At 66.1% G+C, this 23,531-nt stretch carries 19 protein-coding genes and 2 pseudogenes; 4 read left to right on the forward strand and 17 right to left on the reverse strand.

Annotated features, from left to right (window positions below; translation table 11 throughout):
- Positions 1 to 8: 8 nt before the first annotated feature.
- A complete protein-coding gene (locus tag HG421_RS05425; protein ID WP_169705543.1) occupies positions 9 to 1,562 on the reverse strand; it encodes an alginate export family protein in 1,554 nt (517 codons plus the stop codon).
- 375 nt (positions 1,563 to 1,937) lie between these two features.
- Between HG421_RS05425 and HG421_RS05430 the strand changes: the two genes are divergently transcribed.
- Together HG421_RS05430 and HG421_RS21425 are read left to right on the forward strand one after the other, a co-directional pair.
- On the forward strand, positions 1,938 to 2,300 hold the full coding sequence (locus HG421_RS05430; protein ID WP_169705544.1) for a PadR family transcriptional regulator: 363 nt from the start codon (positions 1,938 to 1,940) through the stop codon (positions 2,298 to 2,300).
- A 56-nt stretch (positions 2,301 to 2,356) separates the two neighbouring features.
- A pseudogene (locus tag HG421_RS21425) lies at positions 2,357 to 2,509 on the forward strand (sensor domain-containing protein); the annotation flags it as partial.
- 220 nt (positions 2,510 to 2,729) lie between these two features.
- Here the strand turns inward: HG421_RS21425 and HG421_RS05440 are convergent.
- Together HG421_RS05440 and HG421_RS05445 are read right to left on the reverse strand one after the other, a co-directional pair.
- Positions 2,730 to 4,073 carry a polyhydroxyalkanoate depolymerase gene (locus tag HG421_RS05440; protein WP_184369851.1) on the reverse strand — a complete coding sequence of 448 codons (1,344 nt, stop codon included), beginning with the start codon at positions 4,071 to 4,073 and terminating at the stop codon, positions 2,730 to 2,732.
- Positions 4,074 to 4,623: 550 nt separating this feature from the next.
- Positions 4,624 to 5,226, reverse strand: a complete 603-nt coding sequence (locus tag HG421_RS05445; RefSeq protein ID WP_169705545.1) for a class I SAM-dependent DNA methyltransferase — start codon at positions 5,224 to 5,226, stop codon at positions 4,624 to 4,626.
- 72 nt (positions 5,227 to 5,298) lie between these two features.
- Here HG421_RS05445 and HG421_RS05450 point away from each other — a divergent pair, with 72 nt between their 5' ends.
- Positions 5,299 to 5,745 carry a CopD family protein gene (locus HG421_RS05450; RefSeq protein WP_169705546.1) on the forward strand — a complete coding sequence of 149 codons (447 nt, stop codon included), beginning with the start codon at positions 5,299 to 5,301 and terminating at the stop codon, positions 5,743 to 5,745.
- Between the two features lie 67 nt (positions 5,746 to 5,812).
- Here HG421_RS05450 and HG421_RS05455 read toward each other — a convergent pair whose 3' ends face one another.
- From HG421_RS05455 to lpxD, 8 genes are all read right to left on the reverse strand, one after another.
- Positions 5,813 to 6,568, reverse strand: a complete 756-nt coding sequence (locus HG421_RS05455; RefSeq protein WP_169705547.1) for a tetratricopeptide repeat protein — start codon at positions 6,566 to 6,568, stop codon at positions 5,813 to 5,815.
- A gap of 67 nt (positions 6,569 to 6,635) precedes the next feature.
- Complete coding sequence (locus HG421_RS05460) at positions 6,636 to 7,595, reverse strand: acetyl-CoA carboxylase carboxyltransferase subunit alpha (protein WP_169705548.1); 960 nt, start codon at positions 7,593 to 7,595, stop codon at positions 6,636 to 6,638.
- A gap of 159 nt (positions 7,596 to 7,754) precedes the next feature.
- Complete coding sequence (dnaE, locus tag HG421_RS05465; RefSeq protein ID WP_169705549.1) at positions 7,755 to 11,342, reverse strand: DNA polymerase III subunit alpha; 3,588 nt, start codon at positions 11,340 to 11,342, stop codon at positions 7,755 to 7,757.
- A 219-nt stretch (positions 11,343 to 11,561) separates the two neighbouring features.
- Entirely contained in the window at positions 11,562 to 12,305 is a 744-nt protein-coding gene (locus tag HG421_RS05470; RefSeq protein ID WP_169705550.1) for a ribonuclease HII, read from the reverse strand.
- Positions 12,302 to 13,621, reverse strand: a complete 1,320-nt coding sequence (gene lpxB, locus HG421_RS05475) for a lipid-A-disaccharide synthase (RefSeq protein WP_248279469.1) — start codon at positions 13,619 to 13,621, stop codon at positions 12,302 to 12,304. The genes HG421_RS05470 and lpxB overlap by 4 nt, the downstream gene beginning before the upstream one ends.
- On the reverse strand, positions 13,618 to 14,409 hold the full coding sequence (gene lpxA, locus HG421_RS05480) for an acyl-ACP--UDP-N-acetylglucosamine O-acyltransferase (RefSeq protein WP_169705552.1): 792 nt from the start codon (positions 14,407 to 14,409) through the stop codon (positions 13,618 to 13,620). The genes lpxB and lpxA overlap by 4 nt, the downstream gene beginning before the upstream one ends.
- A 23-nt stretch (positions 14,410 to 14,432) precedes the next feature.
- Complete coding sequence (gene fabZ, locus HG421_RS05485; protein WP_169705553.1) at positions 14,433 to 14,894, reverse strand: 3-hydroxyacyl-ACP dehydratase FabZ; 462 nt, start codon at positions 14,892 to 14,894, stop codon at positions 14,433 to 14,435.
- Positions 14,891 to 15,904, reverse strand: coding sequence for a UDP-3-O-(3-hydroxymyristoyl)glucosamine N-acyltransferase (gene lpxD, locus HG421_RS05490; protein ID WP_169705554.1), 1,014 nt, complete (start codon positions 15,902 to 15,904; stop codon positions 14,891 to 14,893). The genes fabZ and lpxD overlap by 4 nt, the downstream gene beginning before the upstream one ends.
- 128 nt (positions 15,905 to 16,032) lie before the next feature.
- Here lpxD and HG421_RS21515 point away from each other — a divergent pair.
- Positions 16,033 to 16,221: pseudogene (locus HG421_RS21515) on the forward strand (hypothetical protein).
- Positions 16,222 to 16,299: 78 nt separating this feature from the next.
- Here the strand turns inward: HG421_RS21515 and bamA are convergent.
- The 6 genes from bamA to frr form a co-directional block, all read right to left on the reverse strand.
- The gene (gene bamA / locus HG421_RS05495) at positions 16,300 to 18,666 is read right to left on the reverse strand and encodes an outer membrane protein assembly factor BamA (RefSeq protein WP_169705555.1); all 2,367 of its coding nucleotides are present in this window, start codon (positions 18,664 to 18,666) and stop codon (positions 16,300 to 16,302) included.
- An 83-nt stretch (positions 18,667 to 18,749) separates the two neighbouring features.
- Entirely contained in the window at positions 18,750 to 20,108 is a 1,359-nt protein-coding gene (gene rseP / locus HG421_RS05500; RefSeq protein ID WP_169705556.1) for an RIP metalloprotease RseP, read from the reverse strand.
- 26 nt (positions 20,109 to 20,134) lie between these two features.
- A complete protein-coding gene (locus HG421_RS05505) occupies positions 20,135 to 21,325 on the reverse strand; it encodes a 1-deoxy-D-xylulose-5-phosphate reductoisomerase (protein WP_169705557.1) in 1,191 nt (396 codons plus the stop codon).
- A 2-nt stretch (positions 21,326 to 21,327) separates the two neighbouring features.
- Positions 21,328 to 22,155, reverse strand: coding sequence for a phosphatidate cytidylyltransferase (locus HG421_RS05510; protein WP_064509072.1), 828 nt, complete (start codon positions 22,153 to 22,155; stop codon positions 21,328 to 21,330).
- Positions 22,152 to 22,913 carry a polyprenyl diphosphate synthase gene (gene uppS / locus HG421_RS05515; RefSeq protein WP_169705558.1) on the reverse strand — a complete coding sequence of 254 codons (762 nt, stop codon included), beginning with the start codon at positions 22,911 to 22,913 and terminating at the stop codon, positions 22,152 to 22,154. The genes HG421_RS05510 and uppS overlap by 4 nt, the downstream gene beginning before the upstream one ends.
- Positions 22,914 to 22,930: 17 nt before the next feature.
- Entirely contained in the window at positions 22,931 to 23,488 is a 558-nt protein-coding gene (frr, locus tag HG421_RS05520; RefSeq protein WP_169705559.1) for a ribosome recycling factor, read from the reverse strand.
- Positions 23,489 to 23,531: the final 43 nt, after the last annotated feature.

The raw sequence follows: 23,531 nt of genomic DNA on the forward strand, positions 1-23,531 counted from the left end.
CCGCCTGCCTAGAAGCGGAAGTTCAACCAGCCCATCACGAAGGTCGAATCGCCGTAGCCGGCCTTTTCCAGTGCCGGCCCGGCCATCAGGTGCTCGGCGCGGAAGGTCACCGACCAGTTCGGGTCGATGTTCCAGGTGGCGTTGATGCGCGGCATGGTGCCGATGCGGCGCTCGCCGGTGCTCTGCGTGCGTGCATAGGCGCGCGCCTGGTTGTTGTAGATCGCATCGCTGGTGGTCTGGCGCCACAGCGTTTCCCATTCCAGGTTCACGGTGATCTTGGAGGTGGGCGAGAAGGTGAACGTCGGCGCGGCGGTGACCAGGTTCACCGGGCCGAAGAACGTGGCCCAGCTGAAGTAGATCGTATTGCCGTACAGGAAGTTGTTGTTGCGCAGCGTGCCGGTGCCGGAGGTGCCACCGCCGCCGGAGGCGATTTCGCTGTGGAAGCCCAGACGCGGCTTCCAGCCGGTGTCGCTCAGCGACCAGGCATTGGAGGTGCTGGCCATGTAGGCACGCAGATCGCGCCCGCCGTAGCTGCCGCGTTGCACGGTCACGAACGAGTCGGTGCGCAGCTTGCCCACGTTGCCCCACAGCCGCAGGCCGTAGTAATTGCGGTGTTCTTCGGCGGTCTGGCGGCCCCACACCTGGTTGTCGTTGCGGAACTGATAGAAGAACGGCTCCAGGTACATCGGCTTGGCGGTCGGCAGGCGATAGCCGCCGACCACGCCACGGAAATGCCGCGAACGGTCGATGCGGTCGTCACCCAGGCCTTCGGTGCCATCCAGGTTGAAGTTCAAGTCGAACACGTCCACGCGGGTCTTTTCGCCGATGGCCCAGGCGCGCACACCGTTGAAGGTCACGAAGATATCGGTGTTGTCGCGCAGCGCCATCAAGGTGGTGGGGCCGTCGACGAACACCTGGCGGCCGACCCGCAGGCCGGTGTCGGCGCCGCCGATGTTGCCCTTCACGTCGAAGAATACCTGCTGCAGGATCGCGTTGTTTTCCTGGGTACCGGTCTTGGCGCCTTCGTTGCGCCCATCCAGGCTGCCGTGCGCCAGTTCCGTGTATAGACGGAAGTGCTCGCCCACATGCAGGTCCGCACCGAAGAACGCGCGGAACAGGTATTGCTGCTGCGAGTGGCTGCCGGGAATCAGCCCCGGATTGGTGATGGTGTTGCTGCGCACGCGTAGCTCGTTGCTGAGAGACACATACACATCGCCGTCTTCGCTGAGCGGGATGTACTTGAGCGGATCGAACTTGCTCTTGCGCTTGGATGGATCCTTCAGATACGACCAGTCTTCGGCCCAGCGCACCTGCCACATGTTGCCGCCCTGCTTGGCACCCCAACCCTGGGCTTCCTGCGGGTAGCCCTTGGCGGTGGCCGGCGCGGCGGTGACCGGTGCCTTGGCGGGCTCTGCCACGGCCTGTTCGGCATTGGCTGGTGCAGGCTGCACCTGCGCCAGCGCAAGGCCCGGCAATGCCAACCCAATCGCAAGGCACAGGCGCCGTGTGGCACCAAAGGAAATATCAGCCATGGCCGGCTGCGCCAAGCGTGTCAGTTGCATCGCATTGCCCTATCGAAAATGAAAACCACCTGAGCGAGGTTTATCGGCACAGGGGGGCGTTGACTGTAGTAGAGCCCCGGCGGAAAGGCAGTAACCCAAAGGTTCTAAGCTCATGAACGCACTGGGGTTTGCGCAGGCGGGCGCTAGTGGGCGGGGATTGGGGATTCGGCATTGGGGATTCGCAACGGCGGCGCTGCGTTTTTCGGTGGAGCTCGCTGCGATGCCGACACTGCTCAAACAAGCTGGCGACCGCGGCTTTGTGTTTGTTTTGGCCAATCCCCAATGCCGAATCCCCAATCCCCGCCCATGACTACCGGTACATTCACTATAGCTGGGTTCTACATAGCATCACCTTCGACCTAGCGGAGATGGCCGATGAGCGAGCCGGATATCCACCTACGCAAATTTCAGAAGGAGCTGAGTGCGGGCACCGTGTCGCTGGCCTTGCTGGCAGTGCTGGCCCAGGCCGGGGAGCCGCTATACGGCTATTTGATCGCCAAACGGCTGGAGGGGCTGGAGGGCGTGCTCAGCGGCAAACAGAGTGCGTTGTATCCGGTGCTGCGCAACCTGGAAGGGGCGGGGTTGCTGCAGAGCCATGTCGAGCCATCGGCCTCCGGGCCGCCGCGACGCTATTACCGCATGACCGAGAGCGGGCGTGACTGCCTGCGCGACTGGACCGCCGCCTGGCGTGCCACCCGTGATTCCGTTGATTCCGTGCTGGAGGGGGCCCACTCATGATGACGAGCGCATCCCCACGTCCGTTGCCGACCACCCTTCCCGATTATCTGCTGTAGTTGCGCCAGGCGCTGCCCGTCGCAGACCCGGCAATGATCCAGGACGCGCTTTACGACGCCGAAGAATATCTGCGTGCCGAACTGGCAGAGCAGCAGGGCAAGAGCGAAGCCGAGGTCATTGCAGGCGTGGCCGGCAGCCACGGGGCGCCCGAGTGACGCTGCATCTGGCGCGCGGCGTCGGCAAGCTGCACGGCATGTTCGCCAAGCAGTTGCTGGTCAACAGTGGCGATGCTGCCGCGTGAATGTGCAGCGCATGGTGTGCGCATGTCTCGACGCGAGGCGACTACCGCCACCTGGATGGCACTGGCTGCGCTGTTGGCCGGTAGCTTCAATACGAAAAATCCCCGGTCGAGCCGGGGATTTTTCTCTCGGATCAGGCGCGCTTGCCGCGCTTGCGGATCGGGGTGACGGTGGCCGGGTCGCGGCTGCCTACGGGGTCGGCATCGTAGCGGGCGATGAACTCGCGCACCTGCGGGTACACCACTTCGCGCCAGCGACGGCCGCTGAAAATGCCGTAATGGCCGGCACCTTCCACCACCAGATGGCGGCGGTGCGCCGCGTCGATGCCGGTGCACAGATCGTGCACGGCTTCGGTCTGGCCCAGGCCGGCGATGTCGTCCAGTTCGCCTTCGATGCTCAGTAGCGCGGTGTTGCGGATCGCAGACGGCTTGACCAGCTGGCCGTCCACCTTCCACTTGCCCTGCGGCAGCAGGAACTCCTGGAACACCACGCGGATCGTGTCCAGGTAATACTCGGCCGGCATGTCGAGCACGGCGTTGTACTCGTCGTAGAACTGCCGGTGTGCCTGCGCATCCTGCAGGTCGCCCTTGACCAGGTCGGTGTAGAAATCCCAGTGCGACATCACGTGCCGGTTGGGGTTCATCGACAGGAAACCGGCGTGCTGCAGGAAGCCCGGATACACCTGGCGGCCGTGGCCCGGATACGGGAACGGCACGGTGTGGATCAGGTTGTTCTGGAACCACTCGATGCCGTTTTCCGTGGCCAGGTTATTGACCTGGGTGGGGCTGCGGCGTGCATCGATCGGGCCGCCCATCATCACCAGCGAGCGCGGGGTGGGCTCGTCGTTGCTGGCCATCAGCGACACCGCTGCCAGCACCGGTACGGTGGGCTGGCACACGCTCACCACATGCAGGCGCTCGGCGCCGATGTGGCGGATGAACTCCTGGATATAGGTGATGTAGTCCTCGAGCCGGAACGCGCCTGCTTCCAGCGGCACCATGCGCGCATCCACCCAGTCGGTGACATAGACCTTGTGGTTGCGCAGCAGGGTGCGCACGGTGTCGCGCAGCAGGGTGGCGTGGTGGCCGGACAACGGCGCCACCACCAGCACCGCCGGCTGCTCCTTCATCTTGCCGATCAGCTCGACGTGGTCGCTGAAACGCTTGAAACGCAACAGGCGGCAGAACGGCTTGCTCAGCACTTCGCGCTCGATGATGGGCAGCGAGTGGCCGTCCACTTCGACATCGTCCAGCGCCCAGGCAGGCTTTTCGTATTCCTTGCCCAGCCGGTGGAACAGCTCGTTGCTGGCAGCCATGCGTTCGGCGCCCGGGAGCGAGGCCCACAGGCTGTCCGGGTCGGAGAACATCTTGGCGTTCGCCTGGGCCTGATGCACCCAGGGGGCTAGCAGATTGCGGGTCAGCTCATGCAGTTGATAAAGCATTCCACCCATCCGTGCGGTTTTGCTGCCACGCAGCATACCGGTTTTGGCGCATTTGCACCTTAATGGGGCTGCGGACGGTTGAGGCTGTCATACGATTGAGGGCAGGCGCGAGCGCGTTGATTTGCCGCGGTCTGGTTTGCTGCAAGTGTTGATGCTTGGACGGCTGCGCGCACCGGAAGCGCGCGTTCGGCGCAGAACCCGCTGCCGCGGCTGGACGAGTCCCTCTCCTGCATGGGGAGGAACACGTGAGGTCGGGGCGCAGGCCAGTGCGCTGAACTTTCTTCAACGCTCGATCTCCACCAGGCTTCGCACGTACCCTCATCCACCCCTGCGGGGCACCTTCTCCCGGCGGGAGGGAGAAGGAACAGCTCGCGCGGCTTGAAGATCGCGCGAGCCAGCACAGTCCCTTGACCTGCAGAAGCAAGCCCCTCTCCTGCGGGAGAGGGGTTGGGGTGAGGGTACGGGGCGAAGCCCTCGCGTACTCGAATGCAACCTGGCTCTCCACCAACGCCTCCAAGCCAGGCGTCATCGCAATCCGCCCCTGCGAGGCGCCTTCTCCCGGTCGCCGGCAGCCGCAAACATCTGCTCAGCTGCGCTCCAACGCAGAGGTTTCTCCAGCCAATAGCGGCGACAACCAGCAGTGCGATCCGAGCGCCGTAAAGCCCACGCTGGCGAAGCGGCGCCGATACCAGCGCGCCGGTCGCGCCTGGAAGCCGTCGTGGTCGCCCTCGAACGCATCTTCTTCGGCGAAGGCTTCCAGAAACGCCACGCCCGCGCACATCTCGGCCAACCCCGGCAGGCCCTGGTTGAACTCGCGCGTGGGCACGTAATGCAGCACGTCCGAACAGATCAACAGGTCCACTGGCGCGCACGGGCGCAGCCAGGCGAAGTCGCCGAACCGGGCTGAATGGATCTGGCGGCTGCGGCCATAGCGCTGCACGGCGTAGGCGCTGCTGTCGAACCCCAGGTAGCTGAGCTTGGGGCGCAGCGCCAGCAGCGGGGCGCGCCATGCGCCTTCGCCGCAGCCCACATCCAGCACGCTGCGGATCGGGCGCTCCAGGTAGTACTCGGCCTGCGCGATGGCCAGTGCAACCTTGCGTCGCAGGCGCGCCGGGTCGGCCAGGCCCGCGTTGCGGTACCAGCGGGTGAAATAGGCGGCGTCGTAAAGTTTGTGATCGGGCGTGGACATGTGTGACGCGCTTTCGCGCCCTTGGATAGGTGAAAATGCGGGCCATCCTACGCGAGCCAGCGGAGCCAGCGCATGACCTTGTATCTGTGGATCAAGACCTTCCATCTGTTGTTCGTCATCGCCTGGATGGCGGCGGTGTTCTACCTGCCGCGCATCCTGGTCAACATCGCCGAAGCCGGCAGCGACACCGCGGTGCGCGCGCGCCTGGTGTTGATGGGGCGGCGGCTCTATGCATTCGGCCACAGCATGCTCGGCCTGGCGCTGCTGCTGGGCGCGGTGCTCTGGCAGGGCTACCGGGTCATCCCGGATTTCCCGACGATGGTCGCTGGCGGCTGGCTGCACGCCAAGCTGTTTGCGGTGGCATTGATTCTTGCCCATTACATCGTGTCCGGTCGCTGGGTCAAAGGCGCCGAACAGGGGCGTGCCGTGCCCGGTGGTCGGGCCCTGCGTTGGTTCAATGAAGTGCCGGTGATCCTGCTGGTGGGCGTGATCTGGCTGGTGTTGGCCAAGCCGTTTTGAGCGCTGCTCACCGCATTGCTGTGTAGGCCTGACCTGGGTGGTGCTGTAGGTCTTGGGATCGCCAGCGCTATGCGCCGGTGTCCAGCTCGCGCAGGCCCTTGCGTGCCAGGTCGACCCAGGCGCGTTGCTCGCGTTGGTAATGCTTGGGCGAGGCCGCGGCATGGCGCAGCACTTGTTCGTACACTGCCCTGGCCTGGTCGCTGCGCGCGGTGCGCTGCAGCAGCTGCGCATAGCGTAAGCGCGCCTCTTCGCCGGGATAACCCTGCGCCAATGTCTCGTACTCGTGCAACGCGGCATCGGTATCGCCGCAGTCTTCGACCGCACGCGCGTACAGCAGATGCCCGTCGTGCGAGCGGAAGCCGGGGTTGGCCGCGATCAGGGCATCCAGGGTCTGCCGCGCCTGCTGCGGCTGGCCCAGCCCGAACTGTGCCTTGGCCAGGCCCAGTATCAGGTGCGGATCGTCGCGGTACAGCCCGCGTAGCGCGCCCTGGTAATGCTCGGCGGCCTGCGCGTAATCGCCGCGTGCCAGCAGGCTTTCAGCGAGCTGGCGACGATTTTCCGGAGTATCGGCCACATCCAGCCGGCGCGAGGCATCGCGCTGTTCGCGTTGCGGATCCAGGGTGTTGCGCACGCGCTTGAGGCTGCGGCGTGCGCCGGGGTCGTTGCGCAGGTCGGGAATCACCGCCACGAACACATAGACCAGCACCGCCAGCAACGAAAACGCCAGCAGTAAAAAGATCCAGTACAACGGGCGCCCGCTGCGCACCACGTGGACGCAGCAGGCGGCCTGCAGCGACAGCGAAATCAGCAGAAGTGGGGACATGACATGCGGGTGAGGCATCCTTTCCCATGGCCGCGCGCTCGGCGCGGCCGGTCGTCGTGCACGTGGATCAATGCCCTTCGTAGGCACCGTAGCTGCGCAGCCGCTCGTAGCGTTGCTGCAGCAGGGTTTCCACCGGGATCTTTTCCAGTGCGTCCAGTTCGTTGAGCAGGACCGCCTTCAGGCGCTTGCCCATTTGCTCGGGGTTGCGGTGCGCGCCGCCGGTAGGTTCGCGGATGACCTTGTCGACCAGGCCCAGGCCCTTCAGGCGCTTGGCGGTCAGGCCGAGCTGTTCGGCGGCGTCCTTGGCCTTGGCCGCGTCCTTCCACAGGATCGAGGCGCAGCCTTCGGGCGAGATGACCGAATAGGTGCCGTATTCCAGCATCAGGGTGCGGTCGCCCACGCCGATCGCCAGCGCGCCGCCGGAGCCGCCTTCGCCGATCACGGTGCAGATCACCGGGATCTTGAGCTCGGCCATTTCCAGCAGGTTGCGCGCGATCGCCTCGGACTGGCCGCGTTCCTCGGCACCGATGCCGGGATACGCGCCGGGGGTGTCGATGAAGGTCAGCAGCGGCAGGCGGAAGCGCTCGGCCAGCTTCATCAGGCGCAGCGCCTTGCGGTAGCCCTCCGGGCGCGGCATGCCGAAGTTGCGCGCCACCTTGGTCTTGGTGTCGCGGCCCTTCTGGTGGCCGATGACGACCACCGGGCGGCCGTCGATACGGCCCAGGCCACCGACGATGGCCTTGTCGTCGGCATAGGCGCGGTCGCCGGCCAGCTCCTGGAATTCGTCGCAGATGGTGCCGATGTAGTCCAGCGTATACGGGCGCTGTGGGTGGCGCGCCAGCTGCGAGATCTGCCAGGCCGACAGGTCGCGGAAGATCTGCGCGGTGCGCACGCGCAGCTTGTCGCGCAGCGCCCGCACCTCGGTCTCCACGTTGACTGCAGGGCCGGTACTGGCGTTGCGCAGTTCCTGGATCTTGGCTTCCAGATCGGCGATGGGTTGCTCGAAGTCGAGGTAGTTAGGATTCATGCAATGGCGTCGTCAACGTAAGGCGGGGAGTGTAGCTGAAGCGCTGCCTTCGGCCCGTACGGGGGCGTTGGGAGCGGAATCGGGAATGGAGAATCGGGAATCAGAGCAAGGTATCCGGCCGCCACGCTTCTGCGATTCCCGATTCCCGATTCCCCATTCTCACGCCCACGGTGGGCTGTACTTGATCTTCACCGTCCGCACCGCAGGGTCGGCGCGCAGGCTGTCCATCAGCTGCTGGTCGATGCGCACCGAATGGGTGCCGTTGAGGTCGAGCATGCCGGCCACCCCGCCGCTGGGGGCGCGCAGCAGCAGGTCCAGGCGCAGGGGGGTCTTGCCGGGGCGGTGCTTGGCCAGCAGCGTGTCGATGCGCTTGAAAGCCTGTTTCTCGCGCAGGTCCAGGCGCAGCGACAGGCGCTGGGCGTGGTCGGCGCAGATCTGCTCGTAGTCCCAGCACTGGCGGATGCGCAGGCTGTAGCCGCCGTTGAATTCGTCTTCGCGCAGGCCGCCCTTGACGATCAGGATGCGGTCGCGGGTGAGCAGGTGGCCGAACTCGGCCATCGCGTCGGAGAACGCGCTGCACTCCACCCGGCCGCGGCCGTCTTCCAGCTGCACGAACACCTGGCTGTCGCCCTTGCGCCGCACGCCGACCACCTGGCCGGCAAGAATGGCGCTCACCTCCGGGCGCCAGGCGCGTTTTTCGCCGTCGCCGCCACCGCCGCCGCCACGTTGTTGCGAGGCGAGGATCTTCTCCAGCGCGCCCAGGTCGCAACCGACCAGCTCGCGCACTTCCTCGCGATGCGGATCGAACGGGTGGCCGCTGAGGTAGAAGCCCAGCGTTTCGCGCTCGCCGGTGAGCAGCTGGCCCAACGGCCATTCCTTGCTCTCGGGCAGGTCCAGGCGCATCGCCGGCGCGCTCGGGTCGGGCCCGCCGAACAGCGAGTTCTGCCCGGATGCACGTTCGCGCGCCATCTGCTCGGTGGCCTTCATCACTTCGGGCAGCTGCAGCATCAGCGAGGCGCGATTCTTGCCCAGCCCATCCATCGCGCCGGCATTGATCATCGCTTCCAGCGTGCGCCGGTTGAGCTTTGCAGTGCCTACGCGCGTGCAGAAGTCCAGCAGCGTGGTGTAGGGGCCGCCTCGCTGGCGTTCTTCGACGATGGCCTCGCAGGCGCCCTGGCCGACGCCCTTGATCGCGCCCAGCCCGTATTGAATGGTGTCCGGGCTGGCCGCCTCGAACATGTAGGCCGACTCGTTGACGCGTGGCGGTTTGACGGTGAGGCCGAGGTTGCGCACCTCGTCCAGGAAGCCCACCACCTTGTCGGTGTTGTCCATGTCCGAGGACAGCGTGGCGGCCATGAATTCGGCCGGGTAATGCCGTTTCAGCCAGGCGGTCTGGTAGCTGACCAGCGCGTAGGCGGCCGCGTGCGACTTGTTGAAGCCGTAGCCGGCGAACTTCTCCATCAGGTCGAAGATTTCGTCGGCCTTGGCCGCGCTCACGCCGCCCCTGGCCGCACCTTCGCGGAAGATTTCGCGGTGCTTGGCCATTTCGGCCGGCACCTTCTTGCCCATCGCGCGACGCAGCAGGTCGGCGCCGCCCAGCGAATAGTCGCCGACGATCTGCGCCATCTGCATCACCTGCTCCTGGTACACCATGATGCCGTAGGTGTCTTTCAGGATGACTTCGGTGCGCGGATCGGGGTAGACGATCTCCTGCTGGCCGTGCTTGCGCGCGTTGAAGTCCGGGATCAGGTCCATCGGGCCGGGGCGGTACAGCGACACCAGCGCGATCAGGTCTTCGAAGCGGTCCGGGCGCGCGTCCTTGAGCAGGCGGCGCATGCCCGAGGATTCGAACTGGAACACCGCACCGGTATTGCCCGAGGCGAACACGCCCTTGTAGGTGGGCACGTCGTCGAGCGGGATGGCGGTGATGTCCACCGGGTCGATGCCCGCGCGCGCATGGCGCACGTTGATCGCCTTGACCGCCCAATCGATGATGGTCAGCGTGCGCAGGCCCAGGAAGTCGAACTTCACCAGGCCCACGGCTTCGACGTCGTCCTTGTCGAACTGGGTCACCGGATTCTTGCCGCGGCCGTCTTCGTCGTGTTCGGCGAACAGCGGGCAGAACTCGGACAGCGGATCGGGCGCGATCACCACGCCGCCGGCATGCTTGCCGGCATTGCGGGTGAGGTCTTCGAGCTGGCGCGCCAGATCCATCAGGTCGCGCACGTCGTCTTCGACCTGGTAGCGCTGGATCAGGTCCGGCGAGGCCATCTCCGAGTCCTTGCCTTCGCCCATCGCATCCTTGAGCGTGATGCCCAGGATGTTGGGGATCAGCTTGGCCACGCTGTCGACCAGCCCATACGAAAAGCCCAGCACGCGCCCGGCATCGCGCACCACCGCCTTGGCGGCCATGGTGCCGTAGGTGATGATCTGGCTGACGCGTTCGCGGCCGTACTTGCGCGCCACGTAGTCGATGACTTCGTCGCGGCGGTCCATGCAGAAGTCGATGTCGAAGTCGGGCATCGACACGCGCTCGGGATTCAGGAAGCGCTCGAACAGCAGGTTGTACGGCAGCGGGTCCAGGTCGGTGATCTGCAGCGCCCAGGCCACCAGCGAGCCGGCACCGGAACCGCGCCCCGGGCCGATCGGAATGCCCTGGTTCTTGCCCCACTGGATGAAGTCGGCCACGATCAGGAAGTAGCCGGGAAAGCCCATCTTGATGATGGTGTCCAGCTCGAACTCGAGCCGGTCCACGTAGTCCTGGCGCGTCTTGCCCGGCGCGATCGGGTTCTTTTCCAGGCGTGCGGCCAGACCCTGTCGCGACTGGCTGCGGATCCAGCTGTCCAGGGTCTCGTCTTCGGGCACCGGGTAGGCGGGCAGGAAGTAGGTGCCCAGGCGCATCTCGATGTTGCAGCGCTGCGCCAGCGCATGGGTGTTGTCGATCGCGTCGGGGATGTCGGCGAACAGCGCCGCCATCTCCTCGCTGGACTTCATGTACTGCTGGTCGCTGTACTCGCGTGGGCGCTTGGGATCATCCAGCACGCGGCCGGAGGAAATGCACACGCGCGCTTCGTGCGCGTTGAAGTCGCTGGCGTACAGGAAGCGCACATCGTTGCTGGCCACCACCGGCAGCCCGCGCACGCCAGCGGCGTGCAGCGCGAACTGGTTGAAGCGCTCCTCGCCCTCGCGCCCGGTGCGGGTCAGCTCCAGGTGCAGGCCATCGCCGAACACGCGCTGCCAATCGGCCAGCTGCGCCTCGGCCAGGTCGGCCCGGCCTTCGCTGAACAGGCGCCCGGCCAGGCTGTCGCGGCCGGCCAGCGCAAACAGGTTGGCGTGGCCGGCTTGCAGCCACTCGGGATGGATCGCCACGCCGCCTTCGGGGCGGTGGCCTTCCATCCAGGCGCGGGTCAGCAGCCGCGACAGGCTCAGGTAGCCTTCGCGGTCGCGGCACAGCAGGGTCATGCGCCAGGGCGTCATGCCCGGGGTGGCGATCATCACATCGGCGCCGGCGATGGGCTTGATGCCAACCCCTTCGGCGGCCTTGTAGAACTTGACCAGCGCGAACAGGTTGTTGAGATCGGTGACTGCCAGCGCAGGCATGTCGAGTTCGACCGCCCGGCTCAGCAGATTGGCCTGCTTGGCCTTTTTCGGGTCAGCCTGATCCGGTTTCTCGGGCACACGGATGGTGGAATCCGCCAGCGAGAACTCGGTGTGGACGTGCAGATGGACGAAGCGGGAAGTGGACATGCGGAACCAGAACGATGCCCGGGCAGGGTAGCGGCGGGGGCGGGGGCGAACAAGGCTTGACAAGCCGGGACCTGGGACCCGGGACCGGGGACCCGGGAGAGCAAGAGCAAAAAGCGCCAATACGTGCCGGTCCGCCGCCCGCCGTTGCCGTTGCCGTTGCTTTGCCGGGTCCCCGGTCCCGGGTCCCCAGTCCCGACCTCAGACCTCAGACCTCAGACCTCAGACCTCTAAAAGCGGCGCAGCCAGCTGCACCACCTGCAGCTGTTCCGGGTCCCCGGTCCCCGGCCCCGGGTCCCGGCTCTCCCGGCCTTCCAGCGCCAGGCGCACCGGCGCAAAGCTGCGGCGATGCTGCGGGCACGGCCCGTGTGCCTGCAGGGCCGCCAGGTGGGTCGGGGTGCTGTAGCCCTTGTGCTGGTCGAAGCGGTATTCCGGGTGCTGCGCATGCAGCTGATGCATCAGGCGGTCGCGGGTGACCTTGGCCACGATCGAGGCGGCCATGATGGCGCGGTCCAGCGCATCGCCGCCAATCAGCGCCTCGGCCGGGCAGGGCAGCCCCTTGGGCACGCGGTTGCCGTCGATGCGCGCGAACCCGGCCACATGCGCCACGCCTTCCACCGCCCGCCGCATGCCGAGCATGGTGGCCTGGTAGATATTGATGCGGTCGATCTCTTCGCTGTCGATCAACACCACCGACCAGGCCAGCGCCCGGTCGACGATGCGCGCATACAACTGCTCGCGGCGCTCGGCGCTGAGCTGCTTGGAATCGTCCAGCCCGTTGATGCGCGGCTTGCCCGGGTCGAACACCACCGCCGCGACGGCCACCGGCCCGGCCAAGGGGCCGCGGCCAGCTTCGTCGACGCCGGCGATGAGACGGGAATCGGGAATCGGGAATCGGGAATCGTGGAAAAGGCCGTCCTGCGTCGCCGGAACGACAACCGCGCCGTTGGAGGTGGAGTGCCTCATGAGCCGGCTCCTGCCGATTCCCCATTCCCGATTCCCAATTCCCGCTGCGTCAGCAGCCCAGCTACCGCATCGGCCGCGCGCGCCGACGCATCGCGGCGCAACTGCGCATGCAGGGCCAGGTAGCGCGGTTGCAGGGCGGCGACCTTGTCGGGGTGTTTGAACCAGTCCAGCAGTGCCACGCACAGTCGCTCGGGAGTGCAGTCGTCCTGCATCAGCTCGGGGGCGAGGTCGTCGTTGGCCAGGATGTTGGGCAGGGCGTAGCGGTTGACCTTGAGCAGCCCCAGCGTCTTGACGATGCGGTAGGTCAGTGGCGTCACCTTGTAGCCGACCACCATCGGGCGCTTGACCAGCATGGCTTCCAGCGTGGCGGTGCCGGAGGCCAGCAGCACCACGTCGGCGGCCAGCATCGCCGTGCGCGCCTGGCCGTCGAGCAGGTGCGAGCGCATCACCGGCAGCGAAGAACGCGATAGCTGTTCGGCCAGCAATTGCTTGCAGCCCGGGTTGGCGGCCGGTACCAACACATGCAGGTTGGACAGGTGTTCGGACACCAGCCAGGCAGCCTGGAAAAAGGTGTCGCCGAGCCGGCTGATCTCGCCATGCCGGCTGCCCGGCAGCACCGCCAGCACGGTACTGGAGGCAGACAACCCCAGCTTGGCGCGTGCGGCCTCGCGGTCGGCCTGGTAGGCGATATCGTCGGCCATCGGGTGGCCGACGAAGCGCGCGTCCACGCCGTGTTTGGCATAGATCGGCGGTTCCATCGGAAACAGGCACAGCACCAGGTCGGCGCTGGCGCCGATCTTTTCCGCACGCTTTTCGCGCCACGCCCACACCGAGGGGCTGACGTAGTGCACGGTCCTGATGCCGCGCTGCTTGAGCCAGCGCTCCACCGGCAGATTGAAATCCGGCGCATCGATGCCGATGAACACATCCGGCGTCCACGCCAGCACGCGCTCGCGGAACGCGCTGCGCAGCTTGAGCAGACGCGGCAGATGGCGCAGCACTTCGGTCAGGCCCATCACGGCCAGCTCGCTGGCATCGAACCAGGTCTGGCATCCCGCACCGCGCATCGCATCGCCGCCGATGCCCACGAATTCGGCATTCGGATAACGCAGCCTCAACTGCGCGATCAACCCCGCGCCCAGGATGTCGCCGGAGGCCTCGCCAGCGATCAGCGCGATGCGGGGCGCGCGCCCGCGCGCGCCGGGAATGGGGAGTGGGGAATGGGGAATCGGTAGAGCCGTCGGGTCGCCGTCTGCAGGCGCGCGCTCATGCACGCCTGTCTCGATTCCCGACTCTCGATTCCCGATTCCCGTCATCGCAACAACGGCCGTTCTGCCGCTTCGATGAATTCGAGCATGCCGCGCACGTCGTCGCTGCGCTTGGCCTGTTCGGCCAGCTGCAGTTTGGCATCGGCCAGCGGCAGGCCGGCGACGTAGAGCGTGCGGTAGGCGCGCTTGATTGCCGTGATGCGCTCGGCATCGAAGCCGCGGCGCTTGAGGCCTTCGCTGTTGATGCCGCGCGGGCGGCCCAGCGATTCGCTGCCGACCATGGTGAACGGCGGCACGTCGCCGTTGGTCAGCGCGCCCATGCCCAGGAAGGCGTGCGCGCCGATGCGGCAGAACTGGTGCGCGCCGGCAAAGCCGCTGATGATCACATAGTCGCCCACGGTGACGTGGCCGGCCAGGGTGGTGTTGTTGGAAAACACGCAGTGGTTGCCAACATGGCAGTCGTGCGCCACGTGCGTGTAGGCCAGCATCCAGTTGTCGTTGCCGATCACGGTGATGCCGCCGCCGCCGCCGGTGCCGCGATTGATGGTGACGAACTCGCGGATCACGTTGCCGTCGCCGATCACCAGTTCGGTGCGCTCGCCGGCGTACTTCTTGTCCTGCGGTTCGCCGCCGATCGCGGCGTGGCCGATGAAGCGGTTGTTGCGGCCGATCCGGGTGGGGCCGTGGATCGAGCAATGCGGCCCCACTTCGGTGCCGGCGCCGATCTCCACGTCGGCGCCGATCAGGCAGAACGCGCCAACGCGCACATCCTCTGCCAGTCGCGCCGCGGGATCGATGACAGCGGTGGGATGAATCAAGGGTGCCTGATCACGCATCGTCTCTCACCTCCAAAAACGGATTATTCCTTGGCGCCGGCGCACATGATTTCTGCGCTGGCCACGACTTCGCCGTTGACCTTGGCCTCGCCGTAATAGCATCCCATGTTGCGGATCAGGCGCTTCATCTGCACGTCCAGGATCAGCACGTCGCCCGGCACCACCTGCTTGTTGAAGCGGGCGTTGTCGACCTTGACCATGTAGAACAGCTTGGACAACGCATCGCGCCCCAGGCCAAGCTGGGTCATCACGCCGCCGGCCTGCGCCAATGCTTCGATGATCAGCACGCCGGGCATCACCGGCCGGGTCGGGAAGTGTCCCTGGAAGAATGGCTCGTTGATGCTGACGTTCTTCTGGCCGACGACGCGCTTGGTTTCCAGGTCCAGCTCGATGACCCGGTCGATCAGCAGGAATGGGTAGCGGTGCGGGATCAGCGTCTGGATCTGGTTGACGTCGATCGGCAGCTCGTAAACGGGGTGACTCATGCGTTCTCCTTGCCCACAGCCAGGATGCGCCTTGCCAGCGCATCGAGCTGTTTGAAGCGCGCGGCATTCTTGCGCCACGTGCGGTTATCGGTGAGAGGGGTGCCGGACGAATACTCGCCCGGCTCATGGATGGAATTGCGCACCACCGACTTGCCGGTGATCACCACCTTGTCGCAGATCTCCAGGTGACCAACCACGCCGACGTGGCCGCCGAGCAGGCAATAGCGGCCGATCTTGGCGCTGCCGGCAATGCCGGTGCAGCCGGCGATGGCGCTATGGGCGCCGATGCGGCAGTTGTGCGCGATCTGCACCAGGTTATCCACGCGCACGTCTTCTTCCAGCACGGTGTCTTCCAGTGCGCCGCGATCGATACAGGTGTTGGCGCCGATCTCGCAATCGTCGCCGATGACCACGCCGCCCAGCTGCGGCACCTTGATCCAGTGGCCGGCGTCCATCGCCAGGCCGAAGCCGTCCGCACCGATCACCGCGCCGGGATGGATGCGTACCCGCTTGCCCAGCCGCACCCGGGTGACCAGGGTGACGCGTGCGATCAGCTCGCTGCCATCGTCCACCACGCAATCTTCGCCGATGATGCTGCCGGTGCCGATGATGCAGCCATCGCCCACGCGGCTACGTGCGCCGATGCTGACGAACGGGCCGACATGGGCGCCCGGCGCCACCTGCGCGGTGGGGTCGATCACAGCCGACGGATGGACGCCGGGCGCGCGTACCGGCGCCACGTCGAACAGCGCCGCAATCTTGGCGAACGCCGTATACGGGTCCTTGGCGACCAGCACGGTGCCGCGCGCGGCCTCGGCATCTTCGGCGCGCACCACGACCACGGCCGCCTGCGTGTCAGCCAATTGCGGCCGGTAACGCGGATTGGACAGGAAGCTCAGCTGGCCTGCGCCGGCGTGCGCCAGTGTCGCCACCCCGGTGACGTCGGTCGCGCCGTCGCCAACGACGGTCAGACCAAATTGTTCGGCAATCGCACTGGCGGTCAGAGACATCAAGTGAACCTCGCGTAAACAGTAAGTGGCTGTTTTTACTTAAAAAAAAACATGGCCGAGAATGCGCTAAACAGTCAGGCGTAGCGGTTGCCTGGCCGCAACCGCGCGGCCAACCCAGCAAGACGCATATGAAATCCCTCCTCTCTCATGTTCGCCGGTGTGATGCTGCTGGGCGCTGTCGGTAGCGCATCGGCTGACGATTTTGCGCAGCAGCGCGCCGATGCGCAGCGCTTCTGGGGCCAACAGGTGCAATGCGTGCACGCGTCCGAACGGGGCGCTAGCGCAAGCTGCTGGGCAACGTCTGGAACTACGTCTAAGCCTGTTTCACACCAGGGTGTTCAAACAAACAATGGCGGCCCGAGCATCCGGGCCGCCATTGTTTTGCGTGCCAATCGTTAGAACTGGCCACCGAAGGTGAACTGCAGACGCTCGATCTCGTCGTTGTCCTCCTTCTTCAGCGGGAACGCATAGCTGATCGAGATGGGGCCGACCGGGGCGCGCCACAATAGCGCCACACCGGTGGAGGCGCGCAGCTCGTTGGCCTTGAAGTTGTCCACGCCGCTGTAGACGTTACCGAAGTCGAAGAACGCCGAAATACGCGCCGACGGGCTGTCGAACAGTTTCGGGAAGTACATTTCCACCGAACCCACCGTCTTGAACGAGCCGCCCAGCGGTTGGCCGCGATTGAAGCCGTTGATCGGCTCTGAACGCGGGCCGAGGGTGTTGTCTTCGAAGCCGCGCACCGAGTTGGTACCGCCGGCGTAGAAGTTCTCGTAGAACGGCAGGCCGGTAGCGGTGATGGTGCGGGTGGTGCCATTGGGGCCTGCCACGACGCGGGTGCTGTCGTTGCCGTAGCTGTCGCCGTAGCCCAGCTCGAAGCGCGTGTTCAGCACCAGCGCCGGAATGATCGGCCAGTAGTTGGAGATCTGGTAATTGAGCTTGTAGTACTCGACCGTCGAGCCGGGCAGGGTGGTTTCCAGGCCGACGCGCTGGTACATGCCGCGGGTGGGCATGAAGAAGTCGTTGCGCGTGTCGCGCGCCCAGCCCAACTCCGTGCGCCAGGCGTGGAAGGTGCGCGTGCCGATTGCATCGATGTAATCGACGATGGCCTGCGGCGTGGTGCCCGGGAAGGTGGTGATCTGGTTGCTGTCGATGCCGACCATCGCCGAGACCGTGTCGTTCTCGGTGATCGGTACGCCGAACACCACCTGCGCCGAGCCGTTCTTGCTGTTGAACTGGGCGGTATTGAAGTCCGAGTAGTCCAGCGAACGCCACGACAGGTTGTAGCCCAGCGACACACCATCGTCAGTAAAGAACGGGTTGGTGTAGGAGAACGCATAGCGCTGCTGGAAGGTGCTGCGCGAGGCTTCCACTGCCACACGATTACCACCGCCCAGGAAGTTGTTCTGCGACAACTGCACCGAGGTGGTCACACCGAAGGCCTGCGAGAAACCCAGGCCGAACACGAAGCTGCCCGAGGTGGTTTCCTTGACGTCATAGATCACGTCCACCTGGTCGTTGCTGCCGGGCACCGCCGGGGTTTCCACGTTCACCGATTCGAAGTAGCCCAGGCGCTGCAGACGGATCTTGGACCGGTCGATCGCGGCCTGCGAATACCAGGTGTTTTCGAACTGGCGCATCTCCCGGCGCAAGACCTCGTCGGAAGTGCGGCTATTGCCCTTGTAGAGGATGCGGCGCACGGTCACGCGCGGGCCGGGTACCACCTGCATGTTCACCGCAACGGTGCGGTCCTCGCGGTTCGGGGTCGGGATCGGGTTGACCTTGGCGAAGGCGTAGCCGACGTTGCTCAGCGTGTTGGTGATCGCATCGGAGGTGTATTCGAGCAGCGCGCGCGAGAAGATGTCGCCGGCCTTGGGGATGACCAGGCGCTCGATGTCGGCCTGCGGCAGCACGGTATCGCCGGTGACCTTGATCTCGGAAATCTTGTACTGCTCGCCCTCGGTGACGCCGGCGCTGATGAACATGTCGCGCTTGTCCGGGCTGATCGACACCTGAGTGGAATCGATGCTGAAGTCCACGTAGCCGCGGTCCAGGTACCAGGAATTGAGCTTCTCCAGGTCGCCGGACATCTTTTCCTTGGAGTATTGATCGTCGCGGCGATACCACGAGGCCCAGTTGTGCTCCTTGGATTCCCAGTTCTCCAGGATGTCCTCGTTGGCGAACTTCTCGGTGCCGATCAGGTTGACGTGGCGGATCTTGGCTGCCTTGCCCTCCTTGATCGCAATCGCCACGTCCACGCGGTTGCGGTCCAGCGGGCTGACGGTGGGGGTGATCTCGACGTTGTACTTGCCGCGGTTGTTGTACTGGCGGGTCAGCTCCTGGGTCACCCGGTCCAGGCTCAGGCGATCGAAGGTGCCGCCTTCGCTCAGGCCGATGTCGCCCAGACCCTTGAGCAGCTCCTCGGACTTGATGTCCTTGTTGCCGGTCACGGTGAGCTTGTTGATCGCCGGGCGTTCCTTGACCGTGATCACCAGGATGTTGCCCTGGCGGTCCAGTTGCACATCCTCGAAGAAGCCGGTGCGGTACAGCGCGCGGATCGAATCGGCCACCTTGGCATCGTCCACGGTGTCGCCGCGGTTCACCGGCAGATAGGTGAACACGGTGCCGGATGCAATGCGCTGCAGGCCGTCGACGCGGATGTCGCTGGCAACGAACGGCTCGGCGGCCAGGGCAACGGCTGGCAGGCTGAGGCCGGCGGCAAGAGCGAGGGCAAGCAGGCGGCGAGTGGGAAGACGCGTCATGTCACATCCGGTTGGAGTCGATTTCAGGTGTTGCTGGGTGCCGGCGTATGACGACGACAACAGGCGGAAAGAGTGGAGCAGCTTCATCGTGGAACCAGACCAAGGATGTCGTTGTAGAACGCCAGCCCCATCAGCCCAGCCAGGACCGCCAGGCCGACATATTGCCCGGCAATCATGGCCCGTTCGCTGATCGGGCTGCCCTTGATCAACTCGATAAGGTAATACAGCAGGTGCCCACCGTCCAAGATCGGGATGGGCATCAGGTTGATGATCGCCAGGCTCAGCGACAGCAGGCCGAGGAAATACAGGAACCAGTCGAGCCCGCGTTCGGCCGAGGCGTTGGCGGCGCGCGCGATGGTGACCGGCCCGGAGATGTTCTTCACCGAGGCCTGGCCGGTCAGCATGCGCTTCATCATGCCCAGCGAATCGGCGGTCATCCGGCCGGTTTCACGGATCGCGGCAGGCACTGCGGCGAACAGGCCGTACTGCTGGCGGCTGTCGTACTCCGGAGCGGGCGCCGCGGCCGGGCGGATACCGATCATCCACTGGCCCTGCGGCGACTTGCGCGGGGTAATCTCCAGCGCCAGGCGGTCTTCGCCCTGTTCGCCCTTGCGCGCCACCTCGATCATGCCCGGGCCGCCGTGCTCGCCCAGCGCCTGCACCTGCGGAATGATGTCTTCGGCCGAGCGGATCGGCTGGCCGTCGATGGCCACGATGCGGTCGCCCGGCTTGAGCAGGCCGTCGGCGACCGAGCCGGGCACCACCTCGGCGATCACGGGCGGCTGCAGCATGAACTGCCAGCCGATCCCGGCCAGCGAGGCCACGCGGCGTTCGTCGAAACCGACCGGCAACTGCGACAGGCGCAGGGTGTGCTCGCTGTTGCCGGCGCCCTCGGTGGCGGTGAGTACCTGGATGTCGCGCCGGTCCATCGCCGCGGTGGTGAGTTGCATGCTGGCATCGCTCCAGCTGCTCACGCTGCGGCCGTCGATGCGCACGATGCGCTCGCCGGGGGTCAGGCCGGCTTCGGCCGCCAGGCCGTCGGCGCGGCCGACCGTGGCCGAATAATCCTGCTTGCCGACCACGAACATCGCCCACAGCATCGCCATGCACAGCAGCAGATTGGCGATCGGGCCGGCGGCCACGATGGCGATGCGCTGCCACACCGTCTTGCGGTTGAAAGCCTGATCCTGCTCGGCCGGGTGCACGTCGCCTTCGCGCTCGTCGAGCATCTTGACGTAGCCGCCCAGCGGAATGGCCGCCACCACGAACTCGGTACCGTGCCGGTCGCGCCGCATCCACAGCGGCTTGCCGAAGCCCACCGAGAAGCGCAACACCTTGACGCCGCAGCGGCGTGCGACCCAAAAGTGCCCGAATTCGTGGAAGGTCACCAACACCCCCAGACTGACGATCATCCACCAGACCGAACCGATGAAATCACCCATGGATGCAACTCGGTTGCGTCAATCGATCAGGCATGAAGGGCGTAATGGGCGAGGGCGCGTTCGGTGGTTTGCCGGGCTTGCGCGTCGGCAAACAGCAGGGTGTCGAGGGTGTCGGCATTGTGCCGCGGGAGCGTTGTCAACGTGTGTTCGACCAACGCAGGGACGGCTAGGAAACCTATTTGGCCCTGAAGAAACGCTGAAACAGCCACTTCGTTGGCCGCGTTCAGGATGGCCGGGGCGGTGCCGCCAGCGCGCAGCGCCTCCCAGGCCAGGCCCAGGCAGGGGAATGCGGCGGTGTCGGGGGCCTCGAACTCCAGCCGGCCCTGTTGCAGCAGGTCCAGCCCCGCCACGCCGGACTCGACCCGCTCCGGCCAGGCCAGGCCGACCGCCAGGGTGGTGCGCATGTCCGGCAGACCCAACTGGGCCAGGGTGGAGCCGTCGACGAATTCGACCAGCGAATGCACCAGGCTTTGCGGGTGCACCAGCACATCGATCCGCTCGCCGGGCAGGCCGAACAGGTGATGCGCCTCGATGACTTCCAGGCCCTTGTTCATCAGGGTCGCCGAATCCACCGAGATCTTCGGGCCCATCGACCACTTCGGATGCGCCACCGCCTGTGCGGGCGTCACCGCCGACAGCGCCGCGCGGTCCCAGCCGCGGAACGGGCCGCCGGAGGCGGTCAGGATCACCCGACGCACGCCGCGGCTGGCGTCGCAGGAGCGCAGGCACTGGAAGATGGCGCTGTGCTCGCTGTCGATCGGAATGATGTCTGCACCTGCCGCCGCGGCGGTGCGGGTCAGCAGTTCGCCGGCCAATACCAGCGATTCCTTGTTGGCCAGCAACAGACGCTTGCCGGCGCGCGCGGCGGCCAGGGTGGAGGGCAGGCCCGCGGCACCCACGATCGCGGCCACCACCGTGTCGCAGGCATCGCTACCGGCCAGTGCGTCCAGCGCCGCGGTACCGGCGTGCGCCTGGGTTTTCAGGCCGGCGGCACGCAGGCCGTCGCGCAGCGCCGGATACAGCGCTTCATCGGCGATCACCGCATGCGCGGGCCGGTGGGTAGCGCACAGCGCCAGCAGGGCATCCACCTGGCGGCCGGCCGACAGCACGCTGACACGCAGCCGCTCCGGGTGGCGGGCGATCACGTCCAGGGCCGATGTGCCGATCGAGCCGGTCGCGCCGAACACCGCGACCTGGCGGGGAGAAGAGCCGGCCATGCTTAGAATCCGAAAATTTCCTTGCCGAGTGCGAACACCGGCAGGGCGGCGAGCACGCCATCGATGCGATCCAGCACGCCGCCGTGGCCGGGGATCACCGCCCCCGAGTCCTTGGCACCGGCATGCCGCTTGAGCAGGCTTTCGAACAGGTCGCCGAGCACCGAGGCCAGCACCGCCACTGCCGCCACCAGGACCAGCTGGGGGACGTGTGCCAGGGTCAGCCCGGCCAGCCAGCCGAAGGCGCAGGCCACTGCGATACCGGCCAGCATGCCGCCGACCAGGCCTTCGATGGTCTTGTTGGGGCTGATGCGGGGCGCCAGCTTGTGCTTGCCGAACGCGCGCCCGGCAAAGTACGCGCCCGAGTCGGCCGCCCACACCATGGTCAGCGCGGTCAGCAACCACAGGTTGCCCTTGTCCGGGTTGGCGTGCAGCAGCACCAGCGCGGCCCAGGCCGGCAGCACCGCCAGGCTGCCCGCCGCGAGCTTGAGCGCGCGCGCCTGGCCATTGCCGTGATCGGCGCCGAAGGTGAAAAAGCGCAGCCACAGCAGCGCCAGCCCCCACCACGCCACCCCGACCAGCGCCGCGATCTGGAACAGCACCATGGAGCCGGCCGAGGCCCACACCATCAGCACCATCAGCAGCAGGTTGAGCATCAGCAGCACGGTGCGCGGCAGGCTGTCGTCGATGCCGGAGAGCTTGAGCCACTCCCACAGGCCGGTCAGGAACAGGATCGCCGCCAGCGCCGCCAGCCACTGGGTGGGCAGCAGCACGATCGCGCAGATGGCGAGCGGCGCCATGATCAGCGCGGCAATCACGCGGGTCTTGGTCATGCGGAGGGGCTCTCCGTCGCCTTGTCGGCGATCTGGGCGCTGGTCAGGCCGAAGCGACGCTCGCGTCCGGCGTAATCATCCAGGGCCTGCTGCAGCACGCCGGCGTCGAACTCCGGCCACAGGGTTTCGGTGAACCACAGCTCGGTGTAGGCCAGCTGCCACAGCAGGAAATTGCTGATGCGGGTATCACCACCGGTGCGGATGAACAGGTCCGGCGCCGGCAGGTCGGCCAGTGCCACCCGGCTGGAGAGCAGGGCTTCGTCGATCTGCTCGGGCTGCAGGCGACCGGCAGCGACCTCTTCGGCCAGCGCACGTGCGGCCTGCGCGATGTCCTGGCGGCCGCCGTAACTGGCGGCGATGCTCAGCACCAGCCGCGCATTGGCCGCGGTGGCGCGTTCGGCCGCGGCCATGCGATCGCGCAACGGCGCGGCGAAGCGGCTGCGCTCGCCGACGAAACGCACCTGCACGCCACGCCGCTGCAGCTCGTCGACCTCGCGGTCCAGGGCATGCAGGAACAGCTTCATCAGCGCATCCACTTCTTCCTGCGGACGGCCCCAGTTTTCACTGGAGAACGCGAACAGGGTGAGCGCGCTGACGCCTTTTTCCAGGCAGAAATCGATGGTGCGGTTGACCGCCCGCGCGCCGGCGCGATGGCCGATCATGCGCGGACGGCGCCGACGCTGCGCCCAACGCCCGTTGCCATCCATGATGATGGCGATATGGCGCGGCACCGCGTCGGCGTGAGGGACTGGATGCATGGCAGGCGATGCCACGATCAGACCGTCATCAATTCCTGTTCCTTGCCCTTGACGACCTCATCCACGTCCTTGATGGCCTTGTCGGTGAGCTTCTGGATGTCGTCTTCGGCGCTGCGGGCCTCGTCTTCGGTGACGGCCTTGTCCTTGAGCAGATCCTTGACCTGCTGGTTGGCATCGCGACGGATGTTGCGGATGGCCACCTTGGTGTCTTCGCCTTCGCCATGCACAGCCTTGCTGAGCTCCTTGCGGCGCTCCTCGGTCAGCGGCGGCAGGTTGAGCCGGATCACGGTGCCCACCACGGTCGGGGTCAGGCCCAGGTCGGAGGCGTAGATGGCTTTTTCCACGTCCTTGATCATGTTCTTGTCGAACAGGCTGATGACCAGCGAGCGGCCTTCGGACACGCTGATGCTGGCAACCTGATTCAGGGGGGTGTCGGCGCCGTAGGCCTTGACCTTGATACCGTCCAGCAGCGCCGGCGAGGCACGGCCGGTGCGGATGGTGGTGAGGGAATGGCGCAGAGCATCGATGCTCTTGGTCATGCGCGTGAGCGCGTCTTGTTTGATCTGGGTGAGCATCGCCGGAATCCGTGTGGAGCTGAATCCGGGGATTATAGCCGGG

The organism is Xanthomonas campestris pv. badrii (assembly GCF_012848175.1).
Classification (GTDB): Bacteria; Pseudomonadota; Gammaproteobacteria; order Xanthomonadales; family Xanthomonadaceae; genus Xanthomonas; species Xanthomonas campestris_C.

What these genes read in the sequence shown, in the direction of transcription:
- HG421_RS05425 (WP_169705543.1), bottom strand. Translation starts at nt 1,562, where the DNA reads ATGCAACTGACACGCTTGGCGCAGCCGGCCATGGCTGATATTTCCTTT.
- bamA (WP_169705555.1), bottom strand. Translation starts at nt 18,666, where the DNA reads ATGACGCGTCTTCCCACTCGCCGCCTGCTTGCCCTCGCTCTTGCCGCC.
- HG421_RS05470 (WP_169705550.1), bottom strand. Translation starts at nt 12,305, where the DNA reads ATGAGGCACTCCACCTCCAACGGCGCGGTTGTCGTTCCGGCGACGCAG.
- uppS (WP_169705558.1), bottom strand. Translation starts at nt 22,913, where the DNA reads ATGCATCCAGTCCCTCACGCCGACGCGGTGCCGCGCCATATCGCCATC.
- lpxD (WP_169705554.1), bottom strand. Translation starts at nt 15,904, where the DNA reads ATGTCTCTGACCGCCAGTGCGATTGCCGAACAATTTGGTCTGACCGTC.
- HG421_RS05450 (WP_169705546.1), top strand. Translation starts at nt 5,299, where the DNA reads ATGACCTTGTATCTGTGGATCAAGACCTTCCATCTGTTGTTCGTCATC.
- HG421_RS05510 (WP_064509072.1), bottom strand. Translation starts at nt 22,155, where the DNA reads ATGACCAAGACCCGCGTGATTGCCGCGCTGATCATGGCGCCGCTCGCC.
- frr (WP_169705559.1), bottom strand. Translation starts at nt 23,488, where the DNA reads ATGCTCACCCAGATCAAACAAGACGCGCTCACGCGCATGACCAAGAGC.
- lpxB (WP_248279469.1), bottom strand. Translation starts at nt 13,621, where the DNA reads ATGACGGGAATCGGGAATCGAGAGTCGGGAATCGAGACAGGCGTGCAT.
- HG421_RS05505 (WP_169705557.1), bottom strand. Translation starts at nt 21,325, where the DNA reads ATGGCCGGCTCTTCTCCCCGCCAGGTCGCGGTGTTCGGCGCGACCGGC.
- dnaE (WP_169705549.1), bottom strand. Translation starts at nt 11,342, where the DNA reads ATGTCCACTTCCCGCTTCGTCCATCTGCACGTCCACACCGAGTTCTCG.
- rseP (WP_169705556.1), bottom strand. Translation starts at nt 20,108, where the DNA reads ATGGGTGATTTCATCGGTTCGGTCTGGTGGATGATCGTCAGTCTGGGG.
- HG421_RS05455 (WP_169705547.1), bottom strand. Translation starts at nt 6,568, where the DNA reads ATGTCCCCACTTCTGCTGATTTCGCTGTCGCTGCAGGCCGCCTGCTGC.
- lpxA (WP_169705552.1), bottom strand. Translation starts at nt 14,409, where the DNA reads ATGCGTGATCAGGCACCCTTGATTCATCCCACCGCTGTCATCGATCCC.
- fabZ (WP_169705553.1), bottom strand. Translation starts at nt 14,894, where the DNA reads ATGAGTCACCCCGTTTACGAGCTGCCGATCGACGTCAACCAGATCCAG.
- HG421_RS05445 (WP_169705545.1), bottom strand. Translation starts at nt 5,226, where the DNA reads ATGTCCACGCCCGATCACAAACTTTACGACGCCGCCTATTTCACCCGC.
- HG421_RS05430 (WP_169705544.1), top strand. Translation starts at nt 1,938, where the DNA reads ATGAGCGAGCCGGATATCCACCTACGCAAATTTCAGAAGGAGCTGAGT.
- HG421_RS05460 (WP_169705548.1), bottom strand. Translation starts at nt 7,595, where the DNA reads ATGAATCCTAACTACCTCGACTTCGAGCAACCCATCGCCGATCTGGAA.
- HG421_RS05440 (WP_184369851.1), bottom strand. Translation starts at nt 4,073, where the DNA reads ATGCTGCGTGGCAGCAAAACCGCACGGATGGGTGGAATGCTTTATCAA.